Origin of the sequence: Paraburkholderia polaris (assembly GCF_012927345.1) — a bacterium.
Lineage (GTDB): Bacteria > Pseudomonadota > Gammaproteobacteria > Burkholderiales > Burkholderiaceae > Paraburkholderia > Paraburkholderia polaris.
Map to the genome: position 1 here is coordinate 98070 of NZ_JABBGJ010000027.1, position 26104 is coordinate 124173.

22 protein-coding genes and 1 pseudogene are annotated in these 26104 nt (G+C 62.9%); 8 read left to right on the forward strand and 15 right to left on the reverse strand.

Features of this window, described 5'->3' with window-relative positions; genetic code table 11:
• The first annotated feature begins 6 nt into the window (after positions 1 to 6).
• A complete protein-coding gene (locus HHL24_RS24485; protein ID WP_169487872.1) occupies positions 7 to 171 on the forward strand; it encodes a hypothetical protein in 165 nt (54 codons plus the stop codon).
• 38 nt (positions 172 to 209) lie between these two features.
• Positions 210 to 1258: pseudogene (locus HHL24_RS24490) on the forward strand (aldo/keto reductase).
• Between the two features lie 145 nt (positions 1259 to 1403).
• Here the strand turns inward: HHL24_RS24490 and HHL24_RS24495 are convergent.
• The 6 genes from HHL24_RS24495 to HHL24_RS24520 all read right to left on the reverse strand — a co-directional run bounded on the left by HHL24_RS24495 (position 1404) and on the right by HHL24_RS24520 (position 8785).
• Positions 1404 to 3119, reverse strand: a complete 1716-nt coding sequence (locus HHL24_RS24495; RefSeq protein WP_169487940.1) for an ABC transporter ATP-binding protein — start codon at positions 3117 to 3119, stop codon at positions 1404 to 1406.
• 60 nt (positions 3120 to 3179) lie between these two features.
• A complete protein-coding gene (locus HHL24_RS24500; RefSeq protein WP_169487941.1) occupies positions 3180 to 4151 on the reverse strand; it encodes an ABC transporter permease in 972 nt (323 codons plus the stop codon).
• Between the two features lie 38 nt (positions 4152 to 4189).
• Positions 4190 to 5173, reverse strand: coding sequence for an ABC transporter permease (locus HHL24_RS24505; protein WP_169487942.1), 984 nt, complete (start codon positions 5171 to 5173; stop codon positions 4190 to 4192).
• 13 nt (positions 5174 to 5186) lie between these two features.
• Entirely contained in the window at positions 5187 to 6791 is a 1605-nt protein-coding gene (locus HHL24_RS24510) for an ABC transporter substrate-binding protein (protein ID WP_169487943.1), read from the reverse strand.
• A 382-nt stretch (positions 6792 to 7173) separates the two neighbouring features.
• Positions 7174 to 7518 carry a DUF3088 domain-containing protein gene (locus HHL24_RS24515; RefSeq protein WP_169487944.1) on the reverse strand — a complete coding sequence of 115 codons (345 nt, stop codon included), beginning with the start codon at positions 7516 to 7518 and terminating at the stop codon, positions 7174 to 7176.
• Positions 7519 to 7567: 49 nt separating this feature from the next.
• Complete coding sequence (locus tag HHL24_RS24520) at positions 7568 to 8785, reverse strand: acyl-CoA dehydrogenase family protein (protein ID WP_169487945.1); 1218 nt, start codon at positions 8783 to 8785, stop codon at positions 7568 to 7570.
• A gap of 290 nt (positions 8786 to 9075) precedes the next feature.
• Between HHL24_RS24520 and HHL24_RS24525 the strand changes: the two genes are divergently transcribed.
• Together HHL24_RS24525 and groL are read left to right on the forward strand one after the other, a co-directional pair.
• The gene (locus HHL24_RS24525; RefSeq protein ID WP_007177123.1) at positions 9076 to 9366 is read left to right on the forward strand and encodes a co-chaperone GroES; all 291 of its coding nucleotides are present in this window, start codon (positions 9076 to 9078) and stop codon (positions 9364 to 9366) included.
• Positions 9367 to 9384: 18 nt separating this feature from the next.
• Positions 9385 to 11025: a chaperonin GroEL gene (groL, locus tag HHL24_RS24530; RefSeq protein ID WP_169487946.1), complete on the forward strand. Its 1641-nt coding sequence runs from the start codon at positions 9385 to 9387 to the stop codon at positions 11023 to 11025.
• A 125-nt stretch (positions 11026 to 11150) separates the two neighbouring features.
• Here the strand turns inward: groL and HHL24_RS24535 are convergent, their stop codons facing one another.
• From HHL24_RS24535 to HHL24_RS24565, 7 genes are all read right to left on the reverse strand, one after another.
• Positions 11151 to 11468 carry a 4Fe-4S binding protein gene (locus HHL24_RS24535; protein WP_169487947.1) on the reverse strand — a complete coding sequence of 106 codons (318 nt, stop codon included), beginning with the start codon at positions 11466 to 11468 and terminating at the stop codon, positions 11151 to 11153.
• A complete protein-coding gene (locus HHL24_RS24540) occupies positions 11465 to 13114 on the reverse strand; it encodes an FAD-dependent oxidoreductase (protein WP_169487948.1) in 1650 nt (549 codons plus the stop codon). The genes HHL24_RS24535 and HHL24_RS24540 overlap by 4 nt, the downstream gene beginning before the upstream one ends.
• Before the next feature lie 65 nt (positions 13115 to 13179).
• Positions 13180 to 14250 carry a substrate-binding domain-containing protein gene (locus tag HHL24_RS24545; protein ID WP_169487949.1) on the reverse strand — a complete coding sequence of 357 codons (1071 nt, stop codon included), beginning with the start codon at positions 14248 to 14250 and terminating at the stop codon, positions 13180 to 13182.
• A 51-nt stretch (positions 14251 to 14301) separates the two neighbouring features.
• Positions 14302 to 15684, reverse strand: coding sequence for an LLM class flavin-dependent oxidoreductase (locus tag HHL24_RS24550; protein ID WP_169487950.1), 1383 nt, complete (start codon positions 15682 to 15684; stop codon positions 14302 to 14304).
• Between the two features lie 2 nt (positions 15685 to 15686).
• Positions 15687 to 16925, reverse strand: a complete 1239-nt coding sequence (locus HHL24_RS24555; RefSeq protein ID WP_169487951.1) for an SfnB family sulfur acquisition oxidoreductase — start codon at positions 16923 to 16925, stop codon at positions 15687 to 15689.
• 195 nt (positions 16926 to 17120) lie between these two features.
• Positions 17121 to 18176: an ABC transporter permease gene (locus tag HHL24_RS24560; protein WP_169487952.1), complete on the reverse strand. Its 1056-nt coding sequence runs from the start codon at positions 18174 to 18176 to the stop codon at positions 17121 to 17123.
• Positions 18176 to 19660, reverse strand: coding sequence for a sugar ABC transporter ATP-binding protein (locus HHL24_RS24565; RefSeq protein WP_169487953.1), 1485 nt, complete (start codon positions 19658 to 19660; stop codon positions 18176 to 18178). The genes HHL24_RS24560 and HHL24_RS24565 overlap by 1 nt, the downstream gene beginning before the upstream one ends.
• 306 nt (positions 19661 to 19966) lie before the next feature.
• Here HHL24_RS24565 and HHL24_RS24570 point away from each other — a divergent pair, with 306 nt between their 5' ends.
• The 4 genes from HHL24_RS24570 to HHL24_RS24585 are packed head-to-tail and all read left to right on the forward strand — an operon-like array spanning position 19967 to position 23210.
• Complete coding sequence (locus HHL24_RS24570) at positions 19967 to 20812, forward strand: transporter substrate-binding domain-containing protein (RefSeq protein WP_169487954.1); 846 nt, start codon at positions 19967 to 19969, stop codon at positions 20810 to 20812.
• On the forward strand, positions 20809 to 21570 hold the full coding sequence (locus tag HHL24_RS24575; protein ID WP_169487955.1) for an amino acid ABC transporter permease: 762 nt from the start codon (positions 20809 to 20811) through the stop codon (positions 21568 to 21570). Before HHL24_RS24570 ends, HHL24_RS24575 begins: the two co-directional genes overlap by 4 nt.
• Positions 21560 to 22366: an amino acid ABC transporter permease gene (locus HHL24_RS24580; protein ID WP_169487956.1), complete on the forward strand. Its 807-nt coding sequence runs from the start codon at positions 21560 to 21562 to the stop codon at positions 22364 to 22366. The genes HHL24_RS24575 and HHL24_RS24580 overlap by 11 nt, the downstream gene beginning before the upstream one ends.
• Positions 22353 to 23210: an amino acid ABC transporter ATP-binding protein gene (locus HHL24_RS24585; RefSeq protein ID WP_169487957.1), complete on the forward strand. Its 858-nt coding sequence runs from the start codon at positions 22353 to 22355 to the stop codon at positions 23208 to 23210. Before HHL24_RS24580 ends, HHL24_RS24585 begins: the two co-directional genes overlap by 14 nt.
• Before the next feature lie 144 nt (positions 23211 to 23354).
• On the opposite strand, the gene HHL24_RS24590 is transcribed toward HHL24_RS24585, so the two are convergent.
• Both HHL24_RS24590 and HHL24_RS24595 read right to left on the reverse strand, forming a co-directional pair.
• Positions 23355 to 24683 (reverse strand): LLM class flavin-dependent oxidoreductase, encoded by a 1329-nt coding sequence (locus HHL24_RS24590; RefSeq protein ID WP_169487958.1) that lies wholly within the window; start codon positions 24681 to 24683, stop codon positions 23355 to 23357.
• Entirely contained in the window at positions 24680 to 26053 is a 1374-nt protein-coding gene (locus HHL24_RS24595) for an MmgE/PrpD family protein (RefSeq protein WP_169487959.1), read from the reverse strand. The genes HHL24_RS24590 and HHL24_RS24595 overlap by 4 nt, the downstream gene beginning before the upstream one ends.
• Positions 26054 to 26104 lie beyond the last annotated feature (51 nt).

Here is a 26104-nt window from a genome sequence, read left to right on the forward strand (position 1 = left end):
AAACATATGTCACATCGCAAGCGCCGCCGCGGCAAGCGCTTCTTCAGCGGAACGCCTGGATGGGCCGTCACGCTCATCAACCTGACCGTCTATTCGCGCGCGGTGCACAACCACGCGACCTCGCCTGACGGCGTCTCGGCCAGTTTCGCCGACGTGTCGCTGCAACGCTAATCCGCTTTCGATTCACAATCTCACGGAACCCGACTCACATGGAATACAGACAACTCGGCCGCAGCGGTATCAAGGTCTCGACACTGACGCTCGGCACGATGATGTTCGGCGGTCCGACCGACGAAGCGACCTCGGCGCGCATCATCGACCAGGCCCACGAGCAAGGCGTCAATTCGATCGATACCGCGGACGTCTACGGCAAAGGTGAATCCGAGCGCGTGGTCGGCCGCAGCATCGCCGCGCAACGCGAGCGCTGGGTGCTCGCCACCAAGTTCGCCAATCCGCTCGACAGCAGCGATGTCAACGCTCGCGGCGCATCGCGCAAGCACATCGTGCGCGCCGTCGACGCGAGTCTCAAGCGCCTGAATACCGATTACATCGACCTGCTCTACATTCACCGCGAAGACCACGAGACGCCGGTCGAAGAAACGGTGCGGGCACTCAACGATTTGATCCAGGCCGGCAAACTACGCTACTACGGACTGTCGAACCATAGGGCGTGGAAGATTGCCGAGTTCAGCCATACCGCGCAGGCGCTCGGACTCGATGCGCCAGTGGCGAGCCAGCCGCTCTACAACATTGCCAATCGCCAGGCCGAAGCCGAGCAACTGACGGCTGCGCACCGCTACGGGCTCGGCGTGATTTCGTATAGTCCGCTCGCGCGCGGTGTGCTGACCGGCAAGTACGAGCCGGGCGCGACGCCCACTTCCGACACGCGCGCGGGCCGCAGCGACCGGCGCCTGCAGCAGACCGAATGGCGTCCGGAATCGCTCGAGCTGGCGCGCCGCGTACGCGAGCATGCTGAGGCGCGGGGGCTTTCTGCTGGGCAATTCGCGCTCGCCTGGGTGCTCAATAGCCGCTACATCAGTTCGACGATCGGCGGCCCACGTACTGAAGCGAATGGCAGGACTATCTGCCGGCGCTGCGTTATCAGTTGACGTCTGAAGACGAAGCCTTCGTCGATTCGCTTGTCACGAGCGGCCATCCGTCGACACCGGGTTTCAACGATCCGGGTCATCCGTTCTTTGGGCGGATTGCACGGCATGGGGCATCCAATGATGCGCTCGCGGCCGTTCAGCAGGGATAGCCATGACATTCGACCGGCGCAACTTCCTGCAGACCTCACTGGCCTTTCTCTCCGCTGGCACACTGGCTGCTCGATGTGGCGGGACTTGTCACCAGCATAGGCAACCCCGCTTTCGCGCCGCCCAGCTCGATACCGCCTGAGTGGACTACGCGGCCTGCGCGTCGAAGGTTTTGCCGGGAATTGCGTCGAGCAACGTACGCGTGTACGGATGCTGCGGCGCGCGCCAGATATCCCGATGGTGTCCGCTCTCGACAATGCGCCCGGCCTGCATCACATGCACGCGATCGGCGATATAGCGCACCACCGAGAGGTCGTGCGAGATGAACAGATACGCGAGCCCCAGATCGCGCTTCAGATCGACCAGCAGATTCAGGATCTGCGCCTGAATCGACACGTCGAGTGCGGAAACCGGTTCATCGCAGATCAGCAGGTCGGGTTCGAGCACCAGCGCCCGCGCAATGCCAATGCGTTGCCGTTGGCCGCCCGAGAACTCGTGTGGAAAGCGGTCGAGCGCCGAGCTCGGCAGACCGACCCGATCGAGCATGCTGGCGATACGTGAGCGGCGCTGCTGCGCGTTGCCAATACCGTTTACTACCAGCACCGTATCGAGAATCTCCGCCACCGTGCGGCGCGGATTGAGCGACGCATACGGGTCCTGGAACACCATCTGCACGTGTCGGCGTAACGGCCGCAGTTCGCGCTCGCCCAGCGGCACGAGATCGGTGCCACGCAAACGGATGGCTCCACTAGCTGTCGGCACGAGCCGCAGGATCGCTTTGGAGAGCGTCGATTTCCCGCAACCGGATTCGCCGACGAGACCGACCGTCTCGCCGCGGGCAATCTGCAGCGACACGCCATCGACGGCATGCAGCGTGGTTTTGCCATGGCGTTGCGCATAGTCGATCCGCACGTCCCGCAGTTCGAGCAACGGCGCTTCGCTGGCCGCCGCGACACGCTGTGCGGGATCCGCATCCGCAACGTATTGCCCGGTGCGCACCGAACGCGGCACCACGGCGAAGCTCGGTTTCCCATCCTCGCCAATACCGTGGCGAATTTCCGGCAGTTTCCAGCCGCGATAGTGCAAATCGTCCGCAAGATTGAGCGATGCGCCGAGCAGGCCACGTGTGTACGGATGTTGTGGTTGCGTGAAGAGTCGCGCAACCGGCGCCTCCTCCACTTTCTCGCCCGCGAGCATGACCGCGACACGATCCGCGTGCTTGGCGACGATGCCAAGGTCGTGCGTGATCAGCAGCAAGGACATCGACAACTCGCGGCGCAAACCGTCGAGCAGTTCGAGAATGCGCGCCTGAATCGTGACGTCGAGCGCCGTGGTCGGCTCATCCGCGATCAGCAGACGCGGTCGGCAGGCCACGGCCATCGCGATCATCACGCGCTGCCGCTGGCCGCCGGAAAGCTCATGCGGAAAATCGAACACGCGCCGCTGCGGTTCGGGAATCTGCACCAGTTCGAGCAGTTCGACCACACGCGTCCATGCCGCCGCTTTGGACAGACGCTCATGCTGCCGCAACGTCTCGACGATCTGCGCGCCGATCGATAGCACAGGATTGAGCGACGTCATCGGCTCCTGAAAAATCATCGAAATCTGCCGGCCGCGAATCTCCCGAATCTCGCGCGCCGGCAGATCGAGCAGTTCACGGCCGTCGAAGCGCAGGCTTCCCGTTACGCGTCCCGGCGTGGGCACGAGGCGCATCAACGAAAGCGCCGTCGCCGATTTGCCGCAACCCGATTCGCCGACCAGCGCCAGCGTCTCACCTTGCGCGATATCGAAACTCAGGCCGCGCACGGCTTCGTGCGCGCCGAAATTGACGCGCAAGTCGCGTACTTCAAGCAGGTTTGCCACTGTGCATCCTCGGATACTTTGTCAGCCGCGTTGTCGGTCGGGTAGTAAAGCGAAGTGTTGTCAAACCCGTTCGCGCAGGCGCGGATTGAGCGCGTCGTTCAAGCCGTCGCCGAGCAGGTTCAACGCGAGTACCGCCAGCACGATCGCCGCCCCGGGAATGGCGGTCAGATACCATGCGGTGCGCAGCGAATCGCGACCGGCGCCGATCATGCCGCCCCAACTGACCACGTTCGGATCGCCCATGCCGAGAAACGACAGCGACGACTCAATCAGAATCGCGCTCGCCACCATCACCGACGCGGTCACGATCACCGGCGGCAACGCGTTCGGCAAGATCTCGCCAAAGATAATGCGTGCGTTGCTGAACCCCTGGCTGCGCGCAGCAAGCACGAAGTCAGACTGGCGCAGCGTGCGGAATTCAGCGCGCACGATCCGCGCGACGGTCGGCCACGAGGCGATGCCGATCGCCAGCGCAATAATCGTCACGCTCGGCCGGCCGATCGCCACAATCACGATCACCAGCAGAAACGACGGTACGGTTTGGAACAGTTCAGTCACGCGCACCAGCAGATCGTCGACCACGCCGCCGAAGAAGCCGCCTGTCGCACCGACCAGGGTCCCGATGACGAGACCGATCCCCGCCGACGCCGCGCCGATCAGCAGCGACACGCGCGTGCCGTGTGCGATGCCCGCGGCCACATCGCGTCCAAGCGAATCGGTGCCGAGCCAGTATTGCGGGTCGGCGCCCGGCCATTCGAAGGGTGCCGCCACCATATCGAGCGGATCGCCCGGAAACAGATGCCCCGCGCTGAGCGCTAGCACGATAAAGGCCGCGAGCAACAGGAGCCCGGCGAGCGCCGACGGATTGCGCAGCAGTGCACGCCAAACGCCTCGCCCCGCTCCTCGGGAACCGGATGCGTCCGCGGTGTTGGCCCGCCGCTGACCGAACAGCGTGCCGGCCAATTGGCGCCGCCACGGCGACGTCGGGGGCTCAGGCGGCGTAGCAATCAGGTTGGAAGAGTCGGAAGCCATTTCATCCCTCTGCGGAAAAACAGGTCAGCGTAAGCGTGCTATCGCGCCACGCGGGGGTCGAGCCATGCCTGCAACAGATCGACCAGAACATTGGCGATGATCACGAGCAGCGACGACAGCAGCAGAACGCCGAGCAGGACGCTGAAATCGCGCGCCATCACGGCGTCGAGCGCGAGACGCCCAAGGCCTGGCCAGCTGAACACCGTCTCGGTCACAGCAGCCCCACCCAGCAAGGTGCCGAAGTGAATGCCGATGATGGTCGTGAGCGGCATCAGGGCGTTGCGCAATACATGCCGCACGGTCACGCGCCACGGATGCAGGCCCTTGGCCTGCGCGGTCCGCACGAAGTCCTGGCGTTGCACCTCCAGCATCGCGGCCCGCGTAAGCCGCGCATAGATCGCGACGAAGAATGTCGCCAGCGTCGCCGCTGGCAGCAGCACGTGTTTAGCTGCATCGGCAAAATAGGCGAACCCGTGGAGCTGCACGCCGAGCGTGATATTGCCGCCGCTCGGCAGCCAGCCCAGATGCACCGAGAACAATACGATCGCCAGCAGGCCGATCCAGAAACCGGGCGTCGAATAGAACAGCAAGGCCAGCACGGACAGCACACGGTCCGGCCACTTGCCGGCCCAATGCGCCATCACCGCGCCGAGCACCACGCCCGCGACGATCGCGAACGACAACGCAACACCCATCAGCAATAGCGTATTGGGCAGGCGCGACAGGATCAGCTGCATCACCGGCATGTCGTAACGCGGTGAATAACCCAGGCTGAAATGCGACAGATGCGCGAGGTACGACCACAACTGATGCAGCACCGGCTGGTCGAGCCCGAACTTCGCGCGCAGCACCTGCATCGTCTCTGCCGTGGCGGAGCCGGATTCGCCGGCGAGCACGTCGGCTGCGTCGCCCGGCATCAGCTTCAGCAGGAAGAAATTCAGGATCACAATGCCGATCACCGTCGGCAGCGCCTGCCACGCGGTACGCCGGAGAATCGCACCGAAATGCAAACGTCGACTCATCGTGTCTCTCCTGTCATGCGCTCAGATAGACATCCGCGAGATTGCCTTCGAGGCCCTGTGCGGAAACCGTATGGTTGTGAACGCGACGGTTCGCGAGCGTGACCATTCGTGGCGCGACCAGATTGAGAATCGGCAGGTCGCGATAGACGATCTGCTGGAACTGCTGGTACAGCTCGACGCGTTTGCTTTCGTCGGTTTCGACCGACGCACTTTCCAGCAGCCTGTCGACTTCAGGGTTGCTGTAGTGCGGCGCGTTCGAAAACGGCACACCTGGACGGATATTCTTCGACCAGTAGAGGCGCTGAACCCCCACGCTCGGATCGAACAGCGTGTTGACACCGATACTGGTGAAATCGAACTGACGATCCGCGTACACACGCTTCAGGAACGCCGGCAAATCCTGCGAGCGCACCGTGACGTCGATCCCCACCTTCCCCAGCGCCGACTTCACGTAGTCCGCCTGGCGGCGGTACATGTCGCCATATGGCAGAAAATCGTGCGTCAGACCGAAGCGCACGCCGCCGTCCTTACGCGGAAAACCCGCTGCATCGAGCAGTTTCTCCGCGTTGCCGATATCGAAAGCATACGGCGTGAGCTTGGCGTCGTGATAGGGAGACCCCGGCGTGATCGGCGTGGGTGACAGATCGGCATAGCCATACGCCACCGTGCGCTGTACGACCTGTGGATTGATGGCGTGCGCGATCGCCTGGCGCACGCGCAGGTCTTTGAGAATCGGGTGCTCGAGATTGAAGTCAATCTCAGCGAGCGGCTCCAGAAAGCGATAGCCGCGCGTTTCGACGGCCAGTTGCGGCAATTGCGTGAGCCGCGGCAGATCGGTGAGCGGCACCGGATTCTCGCCGCCCAGATCGAGCGCGCCGGTTTCGAATGCCGCGGAACGGGCGGCAGCGTCGGGAATGACCTTGAACACCAGGCCGTCGATATACGGTTTGCCCGCGTCCCAATAGTCCGGATTGCGTTCGTAGACGATATTCGCGCCACGTGTCCACGATTTGAAGCGGAACGGCCCCGTGCCGATCGGCGCATTATTGTGCGGATTGGACAGCGGGTCGCCGGATGCGTACAGGTGTTTGGGAACGATCGGCGATTCGCCGGCGGACAACGCCTTCAGCAGATACGGCGCCGGCTTCGACAATTCGATCACCGCGGTGCGGGCGTCCGGTGTGGCGACACCCGTCACATTGGCGAACGTGCTGCGGCCGCGCGGATGCACCGCCTTGAGCAAATCGATCGAGAACGCGACATCGGCTGAAGTGAACGGCTGCCCGTCGTGCCATTTGACGTTCTGGCGCAGCGTGAACGTGTACTTCAAGCCGTCCGGGCTGACCGCCCACGCGGTTGCCAATTGCGGCTTGGGGCGCAGGTCGAAGTCGTAAGCGAGCAAGCCTTCGAGTACCTTGGAACTCGCCACGAGCGCCGGGCCTGTGGTCTGAAAGATCGACACGAGCACCGGCGGTTCCGGATTGATCAGCATGTTGAGCGTGCCGCCCCGCTTCGGCACCGCCGTGTCACCTTGTGCGAACGCCAGCGCGGGCATGCCAGCCGCCGCGAGTGCTGCGCCCGATGAAATCAGAAAACCGCGTCGATTCAGCCCTGCCATATGATCCCGATCCTTTTGCCGATACTTCGGCCTGTCGCGGCCGAGTGAGATGTCGTCATGATTCTTTCAGCAATGCTGCTGCCGCAGCGCTCACGATAAAGCCGCTGCGGCAGCAAACGAACCAATCGTTATGCATATGCAAAGCACGCTGCGGAAAGGCGATGCACTGTTCCGGGTCGTCACCTCACGCAATAAACACATCGGCCAGATTGCCTCCCAAACCGTCCGCGGTCGCCGTATGGTTATGCACACGCCTGTTGTAGAGCGTCACTTGGCGTTCGGAGTTAAATCCCCTGCGATGGCTCATGCGCACTCCCTTCGAATCTGCGCCGCATCACGACGCAATAAGGAAACGGTGTGCACCTTGCTTACGGCGACTTCGTCAATGCACCTTCGGGAAACCGTGCCGCGCTGCGAGCAGGTCGAGTATGCGGCGCGTATCCGTCACAAAGCGCTTCTCGCCCAGCGTCTGTGCATCGGCAGGTGCGGGCTGTTCGTCGCCGAGAATCAGCACGGGCAGACTCTGGTGCTCAGCGTCGAGCACCTCGACGACCGCGGCGCGCGGACGCGGGAACGGCAAGCGGCGAATATCCAGGCGTGAGTTGAGCGCCGGGTCGCTCGCCAGCAAACCTTCGATAGGCGCGCCATCCGGGCAGATAAAACGCTCACCGGGGTGGTTCGGATCGGTAAAGCCCGGCTCCAACAGCAATAGCAAATCTCGGCTCATAGCGTTCAGTGATTGAATGAATGATGTGTGATTAACAATGACGTCTTCATCAGAAGACGCGCCCTTCGGTCAGGTGCGTGGTCACGCCGTTCAACTCGTAGTCGCCGATCACCCGCGCCTTATGCAGGAGTGGGTTGTGGCTGAAGATGGTGCGCAAATTGCGCCAGTGACGGTCGAAATTGTGCCCTCGCCCAGTGGCCGAGGCCCCGCCGACCTCGAACAGCCGCTCGCCGGCATACAGCGCCAGTTTGCTGACAACCAGCTGCGTTTTGGCCGTGGCCAGCGCCCCTTCCAGCACCCGCTCTTCCGCATTGGCTGCGCCGCTGCGGATCGCGTTCGCCGAGCGGTCCAGCGTGCGCGCGTTTTGCTGCACCAGCGCGTCGATCGACAGACTGTGCGCCGCGAGATCGCCTACCACCTGCTGCACAAAACCGTCCTCGCGTGCCGAGGGTGCCGGGCTATGCAGCACCGGACGCCCGTATTGCGTCACGTAGCGTCGCGCGTCCGCAAGAATGTTGCGCACGATACCTGCCGCGACCGTTACCAGATGCAACTGCCGCACCGCGCTGCCATGTCGGCCTGCGAGACTCGTATAACCGCGGGTTGCGATTTCATGGGCAAATACCTGCACATTGTCGAGCACGAGGCTGCCGCTCGCCGTCATGCGTTGCCCCATTCCGTCCCAGTCATCGAGTACCTTGAGGCCTTCACGGGAGACCGGGATAACGATCGACACCTTCTCGTCGTTCTCATCTTGCACATTGATACGCGCATAGTCGGAGAACGCCGTGCCAGTCGAATAGTATTTCTTGCCTGTGACGCGAAAGTGCTCACCGTCGCGCACCAGCTTAGTGACGATTTCCCCTGGCCTCGAGGTGCCGAGTTCCGTCGACGCACCACCGAAGATCGCCCCCGCCCGTACACGCTCGATCTGCGTATCGTTGAAGGCGGAGCGCGGCGACAACAGCAACTGCTCGGTCAGATCGAAATGAATCCGTAATGCGTGCGCGACATTCGACTCTTCCGCAGCCAGCGTGGCAATCACGTGAAAGAGATCTTCCAGCGAACCACCGAGGCCGCCCCACTCGACCGGAAAACGGAGCACGCCAAGACCGGATTCGCGAAACAACGCGAAGCGGTCGAACGGCAACTCGCGTCGCACTTCACGTTGAGCGGCATCTTCGCCGATCGCTTTAGCCAGTGCCGGCAACGCGGCGAGTGCCGTCTGAAGCCGCGCACCCGCTGCGGTGTCCTGAGAGACCTGCATGCCTTCATTCCTTGTAAATGCGCACGGATCTGGCTTGATCCGGCTGTTTGCCCTAGGAGCGTGCATCGGAATCCATAGGGGACGCGCCGATGCGACGGATCAGTATAGGGACGCGGCACGCCGCGCAAAACCAGCGATTCAAGCTATGAATATGCGCGTTTCTGAAATACCAATCGCCGATAAGGATCGATGAATCCGTTATTGGAGCGTCGCGCAACATATTTCTATACTCGATTCCGGTCAGCACTCACCAACGACGAGTGCCAAATTTCAACCGCGGAAGTCGAACCATGAGCCTACGTCCCTTGCATGACCGCTTGATCGTCAAGCGTCTCGACCAGGAAACCAAAACTGCTTCAGGCATCGTCATTCCTGAGAGCGCCGCGGAAAAACCCGACCAGGGCGAAGTGATCGCCATTGGACCGGGCAAGCGCGATAGCGACGGCAAACGCATCGAGCCCGACCTGAAAGTCGGTGAGCGTGTTTTGTTTGGTAAGTACGCCGGTCAGTCGGTCAAAGTAGACGGCAACGAATTGCTCGTACTGCGCGAAGAAGACGTCGTCGCAGTCGTCACTCAATAACGAACGGAGCGTTACAACATGGCAGCAAAAGAAATTATTTTTAGCGACGTCGCCCGCTCGAAACTGGTCGAAGGCGTCAACATCCTCGCCAACGCGGTCAAGGTCACGCTCGGTCCGAAGGGACGCAATGTCGTTCTGGAGCGCAGCTTCGGCTCGCCGATCGTGACGAAAGACGGCGTCTCGGTGGCCAAGGAAATCGAATTGTCGGACCGCGTACAGAACATCGGTGCGCAACTCGTGAAGGAAGTCGCCTCGCGCACCAGCGACGCCGCCGGTGACGGCACCACCACCGCGACCGTGCTCGCCCAAGCCATTGTGCGTGAAGGTCAGAAATACGTCGCGGCTGGCCTCAATCCGCTGGACCTGAAACGCGGCATCGATAAAGCCGTGATTGCAGCCATCGACGAGCTGAAGAAGATCAGCAAGCCGACCACGACCAGCAAGGAGATCGCCCAGGTCGCTACGATTTCGGCCAACGGCGAAGAGTCGATCGGCCAACGCATTGCCGAAGCGATCGACCGGGTCGGTAAGGAAGGCGTCATTACCGTCGAAGACGGCAAGTCGCTCGATGATGAACTCGATGTAGTCGAAGGTCTGCAATTCGACCGTGGCTACCTGTCGCCGTATTTCATCAACGATCAGGACAAACAGGTTGCCGTGCTCGACAACCCGTTCGTGCTGCTGCACGACAAGAAGGTGTCGAACATCCGTGATCTGCTGCCGATCCTGGAACAGGTCGCCAAAGCCGGCCGCCCGCTTCTGATCATCGCGGAGGACGTCGAAGGCGAAGCGCTGGCTACGCTGGTGGTGAACAACATTCGCGGCATTCTGAAGACGGTCGCGGTCAAGGCGCCGGGTTTCGGCGACCGCCGCAAGGCACTGCTCGAAGATATCGCGATTCTGACCGGCGGCCAGGTGATCGCTGAAGAAACCGGACTGTCGCTCGAAAAAGCGACGCTCGCGGAACTCGGCCAGGCCAAGCGCATCGAGGTGGGCAAGGAGAACACCACGGTCATCGACGGCGCCGGCGACAGCAAGAACATCGAAGCGCGTGTGAAGCAGATCCGCACCCAGATCGAGGAAGCGACCTCCGACTACGACCGCGAAAAACTGCAGGAACGTGTGGCGAAGCTGGCGGGTGGTGTCGCTGTCATCAAGGTTGGCGGCGCGACCGAGATCGAAGTCAAGGAAAAGAAAGACCGTGTCGACGACGCGCTGCATGCCACGCGTGCCGCTGTCGAAGAAGGCATTGTGCCGGGCGGTGGCGTCGCGCTGATTCGCGTGAAGCAGGCGATCAGCGGGCTCAAAGGCCTGAACGCCGATCAGGACGCGGGCATCAAGATCGTGCTGCGCGCGCTCGAAGAGCCGCTGCGTCAGATCGTAACGAACGCCGGTGAAGAAGCCAGCGTGGTGGTCGCGAAAGTGGCCGAGGGTACGGGCAACTTCGGCTACAACGCACAGACCGGCGAATACGGCGATCTCGTCGAATCGGGCGTGCTCGATCCGACCAAGGTCACGCGTACGGCACTGCAAAATGCAGCGTCGGTTGCGGGTCTGCTGTTGACCACCGATGCCACCGTGCACGAGGCACCGAAGGATGCACCGGCAGCGGGTCAGCCGGGCGGTCCGAGCGCAGGTGGGCCGGGACTGGATTTCTGAGCGTCAGCGCCATAGCACATAGCAGGTCATGCCCGCCGGCATGCTTTTCACAGCATGCCGGCGGGCACTAACGGAGCACAGGCGGGTCACACAGAATTGCGCTCGGCCCCTGGCGCTCAAGTTTTTCAATGCGCGCGAATCAGCAACTCGTAGCTCGCATCCTGACTCGCGGCCGATTGTCTTTCGCGCCCCCAGCCGATCGCGCGCCGATAGTTTCCCAGGACGGGTCCATCGACGCTGGCGAGCGACGTCGGTTCGACTTGCGGTGCGACGAAGAGCGCATCTTCGGGGCAATACAGTTCGCACATGAAGCAGGTCTGACAGTCGCCTTGACGCGCGATGCGTGGTGGAGCGTCGCGCACCATGTCGAACACGTTGGTCGGGCAAGCACGCACGCAGATGTTACAGCCCGTGCAGCGCGCGGCGTCGACGATCTCGATCATGCCGTCACTCCTTTCGTATGCGCGGCAACCTGAGGCACCGCCAACCTCTCGATCCACACTTCGTCCAGCCCCCCACTCAACAGGCGATGTCCCTGCGACGGATCCAGTGCGGCATGCTCGAGCCGCCGATGCATACCGCGCGTCTCGGTGCGTTGCTGCGCGCTGCGATACATCCAACGCGAAGTGGCAAGCATGGCCGCCGCTTCACGCGCGCGCACGGCGTCCAACGCGCTGCGCGCCGGAGCCGCACGGCGAACACGCTGCCACAGCGTGTCGAGTCGCGACAGCGAGTCGTCGAGTAACGCACCCTGGCGCGTCCAATTACGCTGCGTGGGGAACACCTCCTGCTGTACGCCACGAATCACTTCGGCGCTGTCGTAAGGCGCCGTGCCGCCGCCGTCGCGAAGCCCTGCTCCTCCGGTACGCACCGCCCTGCCCTGACGGGCCGCGAGGCCTCGTGATCGCGCGTAATCCGAGGCACCCGCACCGGCCCAGAATCCCGACGACATCGCCCACGCCGCGTTGTGGCTGCCGCCTCCGGTAAAGCCGCCGCAGATCAGTTCACGCGTCGCCGCATCGCCTGCCGCATACAGTCCCTCGACTGAGGTGGCGCAGGTCTGGTCGACCAGATGCAGGCCGCCGGTTCCCCGCACCGTTCCCTCGAGGCGCAGGGTGACCGGGAAATGCTGTCTGAAAGGATCGATCCCGAGCCGGTCGAACGGCAAAAAGAAATTCGGCTGCGCAGTGCGCATCCATGCGCGAATCTGTTCGTCGGCGCGATCGAGGCAGGCAAATACGGGCTGCGTCTGCAAGGTTTGCGCGATCACACCACGGCCGTGCGCCGACCCTGCGCCGGGAATCACCGATCCGTCCTGGTAGTAGAACGTCGCCCATGTATAGAACAGCGATTTCGTCACCGAGGAAAACGCTGGACCCAGGCCATAGGCGTTCGAGAACTCCATACCTGAAAGCGCAGCCCCCGCTTCGGCGGCCATCAACTGGCCGTCACCGGTCAGGACATTGCAACCGAGCGCGTTGCTGAGAAACGCGCAACCGCCGGTCGCGATGACCACCGCGCCCGCGCGCACGATCCATGTGTCATCCGCCTGACGATCGACGCCCGCCGCTCCGGCCACCGCGCCCTGCTCATCCACGAGCAATTCGAGCGCCGGACTGTGGTCGAGTATGCGCACATGGGCTTCCTTGAAGCGTTTGCGCATCAGCCTCATATAGTCGGGACCTTGCAACGAAGTGCGCCGCTCTTCGCCGGACTCATCGACCGGAAATGGGTAGCCCCACTCGGCCAGTTGCTGCGCATTGATCCAGGTCTGTTCGAGTACGCGATCCATCCAGGTCTGTTCGGCAAGCTCGCCGCCCAACTTGAAACGGCTCGCTTTCGCGCGGCCTCGTGCTTCCTCATCGCGCGGCACGTGCCACACTCCAGTGCCGGCAGGCGCAGTCGCGCCGGAGGTCCCGCAAAAGCCTTTGTCTGCCAGGATCACTCGGGCGCCGCTGGCGGCGGCGCTGATCGCCGCCCACGTGCCGGCCGGACCGCCGCCGATCACGAGCACGTCGGCATCGTGCCGCACCCCGCCGTCCGCCGCCGTCACGGGAGGTCGCCCGTTTTTCCCAAAGTTGTCCGCCATGGCCGGTTCTCCCTAAAGTGAGAAAGCTGTGTCCTGACGACGCGGCGTGCGCCGCGAGCGTCGAATCAATCGAGCGTCGGAATCCAGCTCGCCGTGGCTGCGTCGCTCGCCCGGAAAGCGGGGAACTTCGCGCCGAGTTCGGCAATTGTCCTGATGTTGTTGTTCACGAGATCGTCGCGCGTGATCAGGGTGGGCTTGACGACGATCCGGTGCCCCGGATCCTGCCCGGCCACCAGGAAAGCCGCGGAGCGCACGGACACCGCGCCGACAACCGCGGGGTTGGTCGCCGCCGTCGCCACCCATGGGCTGTTCGGGGCGCGGATCGCTTCGATATCGGCCGTCGAGATGTCGGCGCTATAAATGCGGATCTTCGACGACAGCTTCGCCTCGTCCGCTGCAAGTTTTGCGCCGCGCGCGAACTCGTCATACGGCGCGAATACCACGCGAATGTCGGGGTGCGCGCGATACGCGGCCGCTGCCTGGTTCGCCACCGATTGCGCAATCGGATTGTCCACCGTGCCCCAGCGCGCCTTCTCCTGGACTTTCGGATGGGCGTTCTTGAAGTCCCGCCATACCGCGTCGCGCCGGTCGAGCGGCGCGAAGCCCGCCACGTACACATAGCCCGCCGAAAACGCATCGCCGTTATCCTTCACCGCCTGATCGAGGAGCAAGGCGGCCAGATCGTGGTCGCTCTGTTCGATCTGCGGAATCTTCGGATTACCCAGATCGACATCGAATGCGACAACCTTGATGCCTTTGTCCAGCGCGCGCTGCACGACGTCCTTCAACGACTCCGGCAAGCCGTGATTGACGATGATCGCGGACACGCCCAGGCTGATGGCCTGTTGGATCTGCTCGCGCTGCTCGGCTGCATCCTGACGCCCTTCGTAAATCCGCAGATCGATGCCGAGCGCTTTTGCCTGTTTCTGCGCACCGGCTTCATAGGCCTGGAAGAAATCGCCCGTCGACAGATAGTTGACGAGCGCAACCTTTACGCCCCCCTTATCGAACGGCGCAGGCGCCCCTTTGAGCGGCGCGGCGTATGCACTTAAGGCCGCCAGTACCGTGGCGGACAGCAATGCCAGCGCACCGACGATGCGGGTCGCGGCAGACGTGTGACGAAGAAGCGATCTCATGTGTAAGCCCCAGCCGATGAATGATGTGGTGATGAGTGCAGCAAGGAAGATTTATTCGGCATGCACCGCATGGCGCGCCCGATAACGCGCCCCAGGGTGATTCCCGGCCAGCCGCGCGCCATGGCCATGCAGCTTTTCGCGCAGTGCGCCGTCGGCGTAATCGGTCTTGTACACGCCGCGCCGTTGAAGTTCCGGCACGACGAGGTCGACAAAATCGGCAAAGGTTTCGTGCGTCAACGCGTACGCGAGGTTGAATCCATCGACATCCGTCTCTTCAACCCACGACTGCAACTCGTCGGCGATTTCCTGCGGGCTGCCGACCGAGAGCGGCCCGAGCCCGCCAATCCCGCCCCACTTCGCGATCTCGCGCACCGTCCACACGCGCGTCGGGTCCGCGCTCGAGAGCGCCTCCACCGCTGACTGCACCGCATTGCTTTCGACGTGGCGCAGCGGCTCGTCGAGGTCGTACTTCGACAGGTCGATACCGGTCCAGCCCGACATCAGTGCGAGCGCGCCCTCGTCGCTGGCATAGCGGCGATAGTCCGCGTGCTTCGCGTGCGCCTCGGCCGACGTCTTGCCCGTTATCACCGTGTGCAGATTGAAAATGAGCACGTCGTACGGATCGCGGCCGAACGACTTCACGCGCGCGCGGATATCGGCGACAAAGTTCTTGAGGATCGTGCGCGAGGGCGCCGCGATGAAGATGCACTCGGCGTGCTGCGCGGCGAAATCTTTCCCGCGTTTCGACGCGCCCGCCTGATACAGCACTGGCGTGCGCTGCGGCGACGGCTCGCATAGATGAATGCCAGGCACGTCGAAATAGCGGCCGTGGTGATCGATCGGATGCACCTTCGAAGGTTCGGTGAACACCCCTCGCGCGGCGTCACGCACCACGGCATCGTCTTCCCACGACGATTCCCACAGCTTGTAGCAGACGTCCAGATATTCTTCGGCAAGCGCATACCGTTCATCATGGTTCGCCTGCGCCGGCAAACCGACGTTACGCGCCGCACTGTCGAGATACGAGGTGACGATGTTCCAGCCGACACGGCCGTTCGTCAGATGATCGAGCGTCGACATGCGCCGCGCGAACGGATAAGGGTGTTCGTATGACAGCGAGCAGGTCACGCCGAAACCGAGATGCTCGGTGACGTTCGCCATTGCCGACACGAGCAGGATCGGGTCATTGACAGGCACCTGGGCCGCCTGCCGGATCGCCGCATCGCCGTTACCGTTGAAGACGTCATAGAGACCGAGCACATCGGCGATGAAGAGACCGTCGAACTTGCCGCGCTCCAGCAGCTTCGCGAGGTCGGTCCAGTAATCGAGATGCTTGTAGCGCCACGATCGGTCGCGCGGGTGCGCCCACAACCCTGGCGACTGGTGCCCCACGCAGTTCATGTCGAAGGCGTTGAGGCGAATCTGTCTGGCCATGATCAGTTCCAGGGATGACGGGCCGGTTTGACGCCGTTCAGATAGTAGTTGCCGACGAGGTGGTACTTCCAGCGCACGGGATCATGGAGCGTATGCGTGCGCGCGTTGCGCCAGTGGCGGTCGAAGCCGTGTTCGGCGAGTGTCGCCTGGGTGCCGGCGAGTTCGAACAGCTTTTCGCTGGCGAGCAAGGCAATTTCAGTCGTCAGCACCTTTGCTTCGCCGACTGCGACCGAGGCACGCGCGACGTCATCTTCAGTGGGATCGCCTTGTGCCGCGATTTCGTCGAGTACGCGCGCGGCGCGTTCGAGCAAGGCTTCCGCGGCATGCAACTGAATGTGCAGGTGACCGATCTCCCGCACAGTCAGCGGATCGTCGCTCGCGCGCTCGACGCCGCTATCGATCCATGGCCGCGAGCGTGCGCGCACGAAGGTAAGGGTGTCGTCGAGCGCCGCCCTGCCAATTCCGGCGTCGATCGCAGCCTGAATGATCTGCGAGATCGGCCCGTTGAGCGTCGGAAAATCGGATACACGATGCGCCGGGAACACGTGCGAAGCCGGCACGCGCACGTTCTCCAGTACGACGGTGCCGCTCGCCGTCGTGCGCTGACCGAAACCTGACCAGTCGTCGATCACGGTGAGTCCAGCCGTCCCCTTCGGAATGTAGGCGAGCCAGCCCTTGCGGTCTTCATCGAGACCGAGCACCGGCACGAAATGCGCAAACAAGGCGCCGGTCGAATAGAACTTGGTGCCGTCGATCACATACTGGTCGCCGTCCGGCCGCACACGCGTCTTCAGATCGAGCACATGTTTGGTGCCCTTTTCTGAAAAACCGTTGCCGAAGCGCTTGCCATTCAATACCTCGGCAAAAAAGTGCTGCTTCTGCGCTTCGGTGCCTGTCAGCGAAATCACGTCGACGAGACCGAAGTGATTCTGCGGGAGCTGCCCAAGAGAAGGATCCGCTGCAGCAATAATCTTGATGACTTCCGTCAATGTCACGAACGAAACACCTGCCCCGCCATAGGTCTTCGGTACCGTAATCGCCCACAGGCCGGATTGCGAAAACCACTCGATCTCCTCATGTGGCAGACGGCGCTCACGGTCGCGCTGGGCCGCCTCTTGCGCGAGACGGTTCGCAAGCTCGCGCGCGACTGCAACGGCCTCTGCGTCGTTGGTGATGACGCGAACCGCTTCGCGATCCGTCGCGGTTGTCTGCAATGAAGTCGCTTCGTCAAACTCTGGCATGGAAGCCTCCGCTCAAATTTCTGTTCGCACAATCTATCAGCGGGTACCCCATGGGCAAACTGAACGATTCGGCAATCTATATTCCTTCGGATGGCAAACGACTTCCCAGCGGATCAATTTTCCATTCAACGATAAGCACGGCAGTGCGAACCTGATGAAAACAGGGCCGCGCCGCATAGCCATGACGGGTTCGGCTCAGACGCGCGAATCCGGTCGTCCACCAACGCTGAACGTGAATGCGAGCGCCAGCACCAGCAACACGCCCTTGATGAAGTCCTGCATGTAGTACGGCGCGTTCAGCATCGTCAGGCCGTTAAGCAGCACGCCGACAAAGACCGCACCCACTACCGTGCCGAAAACGTTGGGGCGTTTAGCCCCCCACACGGCATAGCCCACCAGCGATGCAGCCACCGCATCGAGCAGCAGCGAATGCCCCGCGCTGACGTCGCCGCGTCCGACGCGTGCGGCGATCAGCACGCCGCCTAGCGACGCTATGGTTGCCGACGCGACGTACGCCGCAATCCGGTAACGCGACGTCGGCGCCCCGGCCAGGCGGGCCGCCGTCTCGTTGCCGCCGATCGCATAGATCACCCGCCCCCAGCGCGTCGTTTCCATCACGATCCAGGCGAGCACCGTCAACACAGCAAGAATCAGGACGGGCAACGGCACGATGTCGAAAAGCCGTAGGCGGCCAAGCGCAAGGAAAGCATCGGGGAAAATCCCGCTCGCTTCCGTGCCGTCCGGCATGACCGTACCGGTCGCGAGCGAGCGCCCTCCCGTAGGAATCAACTGAAGACCGGCCAGCAGGAAGAGCGTGCCAAGCGTTGCGAGCTGATCAGGCACGCGCAGGCGGGTAATCAGCAGGCCGTTGAACAGACCCGCTGCGACGCCGAGCGCGACGCACGCCGCGACAGCCGCCAGCGCGCTGCCGTGCCAGACGATCAGCACGTAGCTGGCAGCCATCTGGGCCGACGCGGCCACGCTTCCCACCGACAGGTCGAAGCCGCCGGCCGCGAGCGTGATCGTCACGCCGATACCGAGCAGTGCGACGATCGACACGGCCTGGAGAATGCTGAACAGATTGTCGACGTTCAGAAACGCCGGCTCTCTTATCGCAAAGACGGCGACGAGAACTGCAAGGACGACCACGATGCCAGTGCGTTCGAGGTGTTCGCGCAAACGGCGCGATGCCGGTCGCGAACGATGGCCGGATGAAACGTCCTGAGCGATAGAAGGTGTGCCGGATTTCATCAATGTACGAGAGGAACCAGATCGGTAGTGGAGAGGCGATCGAGCGTTGCACGATCGAAGTGAACCACGCGATCAGCGATCTCGAAGGCCTCTTCGAGATCGCCGACAAACACGATCGTTGCGCGTTCCGGCGCGTGCCGCCGCAGCGTGGCGACAATATCGGCGCGCGCACCGGCGTCCACGCCTTGAAAGGGTTCGTCGAGCAACAACAGCCGGGCACGCTCCGCATGCCAGCGGGCGAGCACGACTTTCTGCTGATTGCCCCCGGACAGACGCGTAAGCCGATCATCGGGACCCGTGCAGCGGATGCCGAAATTCGCAATGGCCTCGGCAGCCGCGTGGCGCTCCTGAGCGCGCCGCACCGCACCGTTCCTGAACCAGCGCGACAGAAACGGAAAGCTGAGCGTACCCGCAATCGAGGCGAAGGGCACGCTATCGGGAAAGAGCGACGTGCGCCAACGATCCTCGCCGGCAAGGAACACGCCGGCACGAATCGCGTCGGCAGGCGAGCGGGGGCGCCATGGCAGGCCATCGAGCGTCATCTCGCCCGCGATTGCGCGCGTCTCTCCGAAAATCGCACGGGCAAAGCGCGACTTACCGCCGCCCACCGGTCCAGCAATCGCGACAATTTCGCCGCATTGCACGTCGAGATCGAACGGGATGCTATCGGCGGCCAGCCGCAAGTCGCGTACGCTGAAACACGGCGCGAGCGTCGCAGCGTCCGATGGCGGCGATGCGCGGTGCTTCGGCAGTGGCCTGCCGATCATCGTTTCGACGGCGGCATCGAAGTCAATGGGCGGCTGCAGGTCGGCGACGATGCGCCCATCGCGCACAATCGTCACCCGATCTGCAATCCGGCGTAAATCACCCAGGCGATGCGACACGAGAAGGATCGCCACGCCCTCGCCGCGCAATTGATCGAGTAGCGCGAAAAGACGCTCGGCTTCCGGAGCGGACAAGCTGGCGGTCGGTTCGTCGAGAATCAGTAGCGTGGGATGACTGGCCAGTGCGCGCGCGAGCGTCACAAGTTGCTGTGCGGCTAGAGATAGCGACGCAAGCGGTGCGGACAGGTCGACGTCCAGCCCCACTCTTTCTGCGAGCGGCCTGGCGGCGTCATGCCTCGCTTGCGACGGCACGCTCCAGGGCGACGCGGTATCACACAGCCGGTCCAGCAATAGATTGTCGGCAATCGACAGGGTCGGCACGACCGCGTCGGCGATCGATTGATGCACGGTCGCGATGCCAAGCCGTTTGGCGCCCTGCGTGGAAGCGGGCTGGTACGGCTTTCCACAGAGCGTCAACGTGCCGCCATCGGGTTGATACACGCCGCTGAGAATCTTCACGAACGTCGATTTGCCTGCGCCGTTCGCCCCCATCAGCGCAACGACCTCGCCTGGATGAATCGACAGATCGAGTTTCGCCAGCGCCGTAGTTGGCCCGAAAGACTTCGATACGGAAACGGCAGTCAGAATCGGCGATGGCATCGGAGAAGTACCGGAAGCCCTGTTTCAGGAGCGTGACCGGCCATGTTAGCCTCGCCGTTCGGACCGGCCAACGAAGCGTTGTTCATATCGTTAGGTTTCCGATGAATAGCGGCGCTCCATCCCAGTCGCTATCACAGTGCGATCAACGCCTTGGGCGTCAGATCCGTCATCGCGACGGTTTCACCGCTTTAACGACGCTCCCGTCTGCATAAATGCGCGAATCAGATAACGGTATGAAAAATCCTTGGTTCTTTCCGGCGCCGCACATGCCGAGAATAGGCGATCCCGCATACAGCCTATCCTTTCATGTTCAGCCGACCGCCCCGCCCCCCTCTGCACCGCGCTTTACGCGCCCTGACGTTTCTCGCCGCATTCGGCGCCAGTGCCGCGCATGCCGATGCCACGCTCGACCGGATTCACCAGCGCCACAAGATCGTCATTGGCGTGATCCTGTCAGGGCCGCCGTTCGGCTCGCTGGACCCCACCACACAGAAACCGCTCGGCTTTAATATCGATCTCGCGAACGACGTCGCGAGGCGCCTCGGCGTCGACGTGGAGTTGACGCCGGTCCAGCCGTCGAACCGTGTGCAATTCCTGCAACAAGGCAAGGTCGATGCCCTGATCGCCAACATGGAAGTCACGAAGGAACGCGCCGAGATCTTCTCCTACCCGCCCACACCATTCGAGGAAATCGGCGGCGCCCTCATCACCCGCAAGGACAGCGGTATCAAGACCTGGAACGACGTGCGCGGCAAGCCTGTCTGCGTCTCGCAGGGCAGCAACTATACGAAGCCGCTTGCCGAACAATATGGCGCACAGGTGAAGGCATTCCGTGGCCAACCGGAGTCGCTGCTCGCGCTGCGCGGCAACAATTGCGTCGCTGCGGTCCACGTTGCGCCTACCCTGCGCCTGCTCGTTGCACGCAATCCGGACTGGAAGGACTACACCATCCCGGTATCGAACGAACTGATTCCGTCGCCGTCTGTGATCTGGGTACGCAAGGGCGAAACGGACACGCAAAACGCGCTCGAAAAAATCGTCCAGGACTGGCATCGCAGCGGCTGGCTGATCGATACCGAGCGTAAGAACGGCATGCAGCCTTCGCAAGCGGTGCTCGATCTGCACACGAAGTACAAGGCGCAAGGTGCATGAGCGCGCCGACTGAAGCGCTCTCGCACGGCGCTGCGGCAGTGGTGGATGCGATCAGCAAGATCGGGCTGAACTACAGTTTCGTGCTCGCGCCTGACGAACTCGCGTCGTTCCTGCACGGCATGCTGGTCACGCTCGAACTGTCGCTCGTCACGATAATCGGCAGCCTTATCGCCGGCATTGCGCTGGCGGCGCTGCTCACGTCACCGCGTCCGGCGCTCGCACGCCCCGCTCGTGTATTCGTCGAAATCACGCGCAATACGCCGACGCTCGTACAGCTTTTCTGTGCCTTTCTGGTGATCAATATGCTGATCAGCGAGGCACTCCGTAATCTGGGCGGCAATCCGCTGACGCCGTTCATCTGGAGCGCAATTGTGATTTCGCTGCACAAGGGGGCGTTTCATGCCGAAGCCCTGCGCGCCGGTATTGAAGCGGTGCCGCGCGCCACGCTCGAAGCGGCGCAGTCGCTCGGTTTCAGCCGCCGCCAGCGCCTTTGGGGCGTGCAGTTGCCGCTCGCGCTGCGCTTTGCGCTGCCCGCGCTCGTCAACAACATGGTCGATCTGGTGAAGATGACTACGGTCGCCTCCGCGATCGCCGTCGGCGACATTACGTACGCGTCGATCATGATCTGGACGCAGCGCGACAACGTGCTCGAGTTGATGATCCTGATCCTGCTGTTCTTCGGCGTGCTGACCTTTGCGATCAATCGCGCGGGACGCTGGCTCGAAGTCCGCCTGAGGATGCCCGGCTATGGCCACTGAATCCGTCACCGTGCCCGCGCGGGACGAGCGGTACCGTTCCATCTTCGCGGTTGCCGGCGTGGTTGTCGTTGCCGCCATGCTGGCTCTCGCCGAACACGAAATCGCTCATGGGCCGGGCTATCCAGCGCTCGCCGCACTCATCACGTGGGCACCGGCGCTCGGCAAGTCTCTATGGGTCAACATCGAAATCAGCCTGCTTGCCATCGCGCTCGGCACACTTGCCGGCCTTGCGCTCGGCCCCTTGCTGCTGTCGCCGAGCCGGACCGTCCGCCTGATTGTCCGCTGCTATGTGCAGGTGTTTCGAAATGCCCCATTGCTCGTGCTGATCTATTTTTCTACCTACGTGTTCCCGTTCGAAATCGCGCTCGGCCGACACATCTTGCCGTTTCCCGACTGGTTCAAGGTCACGCTCGGCCTCGCGCTGCCTGCCAGCGCCAACTTCGCCGAGATCTTCCGCGGCGCGATCCAGTCGATCCCCCATGCGCAGTGGGACGCCGCACGTTCGCTTGCATTTAGCCGAACCCAGGTATTCCGTTGGATCATCCTGCCGCAATGCGTGAAGCGGATGCTGCCGCCGTGGATGAACCTCTACGCCAGCATCACAATGGCAACCGCGCTCGCATCGCTGGTGGGCGTACACGATCTGCTGGACACCGCGCAGGTTGCGAGCAATACCGTGGCGCGCGCGGATTTTACGGTCGTGGTCTATTTCACCGTGCTCGGCTTGTTCTTCGCTTACTGCTACCCGATCGCGCGCTTCACCCGCCTTCTTGAGAAACGCTATGCTTTCAGCTGATGTCTCGCTCGCTCCTGCAGCCGCTGCTGCGGCCGTGCGCCCACTGGTCCGGTTGCGCGACGTGCATCTGTCATTCGGCTCGACGCCGGTGCTCAAGGGCATCGACCTCGACGTGTTCCGCGGGCAGGCCGTGACGATCATCGGGCCATCCGGCTCGGGCAAGTCGACGATTCTGCGCTGCATGACCGGACTGTTGCGGCCACAGCAAGGTGAGATCGAAGTCGACGGCACCCGTGTCGACCGGCTGGCCTCCGAACGCGATGAGATCGAATTGCGCAAGCGCGTCGGTTTCGTGTTCCAGCAATACAACCTGTTTCCGCATCTGAGCGTATTGGACAATCTGGTCGTCGCGCCAGTGCGCATTCTGGGGCGCGACAAAGCCAGCGCCACCCACACCGCTTACGATCTGCTGAAGAAAGTGCGCCTCGCGGACAAGGCCCATGCGTACCCGGGTGAACTGTCGGGCGGTCAACAACAGCGCGTGGCGATTGCACGCGCACTCGCGATGCAGCCGGATCTGATCCTCTTCGACGAAGTGACCTCGGCACTCGATCCGGAGACCGTAGGCGAAGTCCTGACCGTGATCCGCGATCTGGTGAAAGACGGCATGACCTGCGTGCTGGTCACGCACGAGATGCGTTTCGCCGAGGAAGTGAGCGATGCGGTGTATTTCACCGAGGCCGGTGTGATTGTCGAGCACGGCCCGGCTGACGCGTTGTTCCGCGCCCCATCCAGTCCGCGTACACGTGAGTTTCTGGCGCATACCCAGGCAGCGCCGGAGGCCGAACGCGCTGCTTTGCCCCGCACGCCGCTGAAACTGGATCTGCGCCACTTCGCGATCTAGACCGGCGAGTACGGCGCGGCCGGCGCGACTGGCGCGACTGGCGATGCAAGCTTGAACGACGCGGCGTCTGCCCAGCAGACGCCGCGTTTTGCTTTCCGCGTTTTGCTTTCCGCGTTTTGCTTTCCGCGTTTTAGTTTCCGTATCTCACTGCCCCGCATAGCGGCTCACCGGCCGCTGCAAACCGAGGTGATCGCGCAACGTGGTGCCGCTGTATTCGGTGCGGAATAACCCGCGCCGCTGCAACTCCGGCACGACGAGCTCAACAAAGTCGTCGAGACCGCCGGGGAAATACGGCGGCATGATATTGAAGCCGTCGGCCGCCTCACCCGTGAACCACTCCTCGAGCGCGTCCGCCACCTGCACCGGCGTGCCCCATACGATGCGGTGCCCACGCGCGCCCGCCACCAGGTAATACAACTCGCGCAAGGTCAGATTCTCGCGGCGTGCAAGGTCGGTCAGCAGTTTGGCGCGACTTTTCAGCTGATCGGATTCGGGCAGCTCCGGCAACGGACCATCGAGCGGATACTTCGACACGTCGTGCCCGAGCCGGTCGGACAGGAGTGACAGCGCGCCAGAGGTATCGGTCCATTCCTGCAATTGCGCATACTTGTCTTTCGCTTCCTGCTCTGTCCTACCGATGACTGGAAACACGCCCGGCATCACGTGCAGCTGTTCGCCCTCACGGCCGAATTTCGGCAGCCGGCCTTTCAGATCGCGATAGAAGATCTGCGCTTCTTCTATCGTCTGCTGCGCCGTGAACACCACTTCCGCTGTACGCGCGGCCAGATCCTGCCCAGGCCCCGACGAGCCGGCCTGAATCACCACAGGATGCCCTTGCGGTGGGCGCGACGCATTCAATGGGCCTTTGACGGAGAAGAACAGGCCCCTGTGGTCCAGCGTATGGACCTTGGCGGGATCGAAGTAGACGCCGCGCGCCTTGTCCTTGAGCACCGCATCGTCATCCCAGCTGTCCCACAGTCCCTTGACGACGTCGACGAATTCACCCGCCATTTCGTAGCGCAGCGCGTGATCCGGGTGATTGCCTCGCGTAAAGTTTGCGGCCGTGCGATCGTACGAAGTCGTCACGACGTTCCAGGCCGCACGCCCGCTGCTCAGATGATCGAGCGAAGCAAACGCGCGCGCGACGTGATACGGCTCGCTGTAGGTGGTCGACGCGGTCGCGGCGAGACCGATGTGGCTCGTGCCCATGGCGAGCGCCGACAGCAGGCACAGCGGCTCGATCCGCATCGCCATTGAAGGATGCGCATCGGGACCACTGGTAAGGCCATCGGCGAGAAAAACCATGTCGAACTTCGCGCGCTCGGCAGTCTGCGTGATGCGTTGCATCAGCGCCAGATTCTCGCTGCCCGCCTGCGCGTCAGGATGCCGCCAGCCGGCGACGTGGTGTCCCGCGCCCTGAATGAAGAGCCCGAGACGCATCTGCCTGCGGGTACTGCTGTTATTCGTGCTCATACGTGGATCTGTGCGAAGACATTGAAAAGTGAAGCGAGGTCGGCGGTGCTCTGCATCGTTTCGATATGCGCGGGAATAAAAGCGAGACGTTCGTCGTGGCCGGTGGCGTCCGCGAACTTCGCGTGCAGATCCTCTGCGCTGTAGAGGCGATCGGTCTTATGGCCCAGCACCGTGCCGTTGCGCAAGACGATCTCCACAGTCGAGAAACGCGTAGCCGGATCGGTCGACGCGCGCGCCGCGGTTTCATCGTGGCGGCTTGCCACGCGCCGCGCGAGCGCGATCAGGTCGTCGCGCACGGGCACATCGGCAAAGGTGGCGATGCCGGGCGAACCATCCGTCAGCGCAGCCGCGACGGCATAGGCAACGCTGAAACGCGCTTCGAGACCGGTCGAAGGTAAATCTCTGGACAGCGGCGTGTCGCCGCCGGGAGGAAATGTCACCGTCACTTCGCCGATATCATCAGGCGTGAGCCGGTACGTATCGCGTAATGTCAATGCGGCATGCACGGCGTAGTGCGTCGCCGTGCAGCACGCCCACGGCTTGAAGTACAGGCCCGGTACGGCGATTTGCCAAGGCGCACCCCAGGCTTCGAGCACACGCTCGGGTTGTGCGGCGCCGCCGCTGAACACGGCGAAAAACCCGACCGGTCCGTCCAATGCCTCAGGCGAGCCCTGCAGTCCCGCTGCCGCGAGCTCAGCGGCGAACAGCCCGGCGCGCGCGGCGAGCCCCGCATGCAGCGGTTTCGCTTCGCTGCCGAACTGCAGGCGTAAGCCGGCGGACTGCGTGGCAGCAAGACCCAGCGCGTTCTCAATGGCCCCGGCATCGAGCTTCAACAGATAAGACGCAGCGGCTGCCGCGCCAAGTGCGCCCAACGTCGCGGTGTTATGAAAGCCCTGCTCGTAGTGCCGGCTGCCGAGTGCAAGACCGAGGCGCGCCATCGTTTCAACGCCTACGACGTAGGCGTCGAGCAAGTCGAGCGCGCTGCTGCCTCGTGTTTGCGCCAGCGCGAACAGCGCGGGCAGCAATACCGTCGCGGGATGCCCTCTTACGCTGCTGTGCACGTCGTCGTAGTCGAGTGCGTGCCCGGCGTAACCGTTGAGCAATGCAGCCTGCTGCGCCGACGCACGGGCGCTGCTGCCGATCACCGATGCTTCGCCGTGCGAGTCATTGGCGCTTACTCTCAGGAGTTTTTGGTAGCCGCTGTCACTCGCGCCGGCAAAGGCGGCAGCGAGGAAGTCGAGAATGCCACGTCTTGCTGCGCCAATGGCACTGGCATCCCGGGAAGGCGATGCCTGCGTGATCGCGGTGGCCAGCCGTCGTGTAACGCCGTCGGCCTGCTGGCCGACGCTGGGAGCATAAAGGCTTGGCATGTCGGAGGCGTGAGAGCTGTGAAATCGCACTGGGCAAACGTTGCCTGCGCC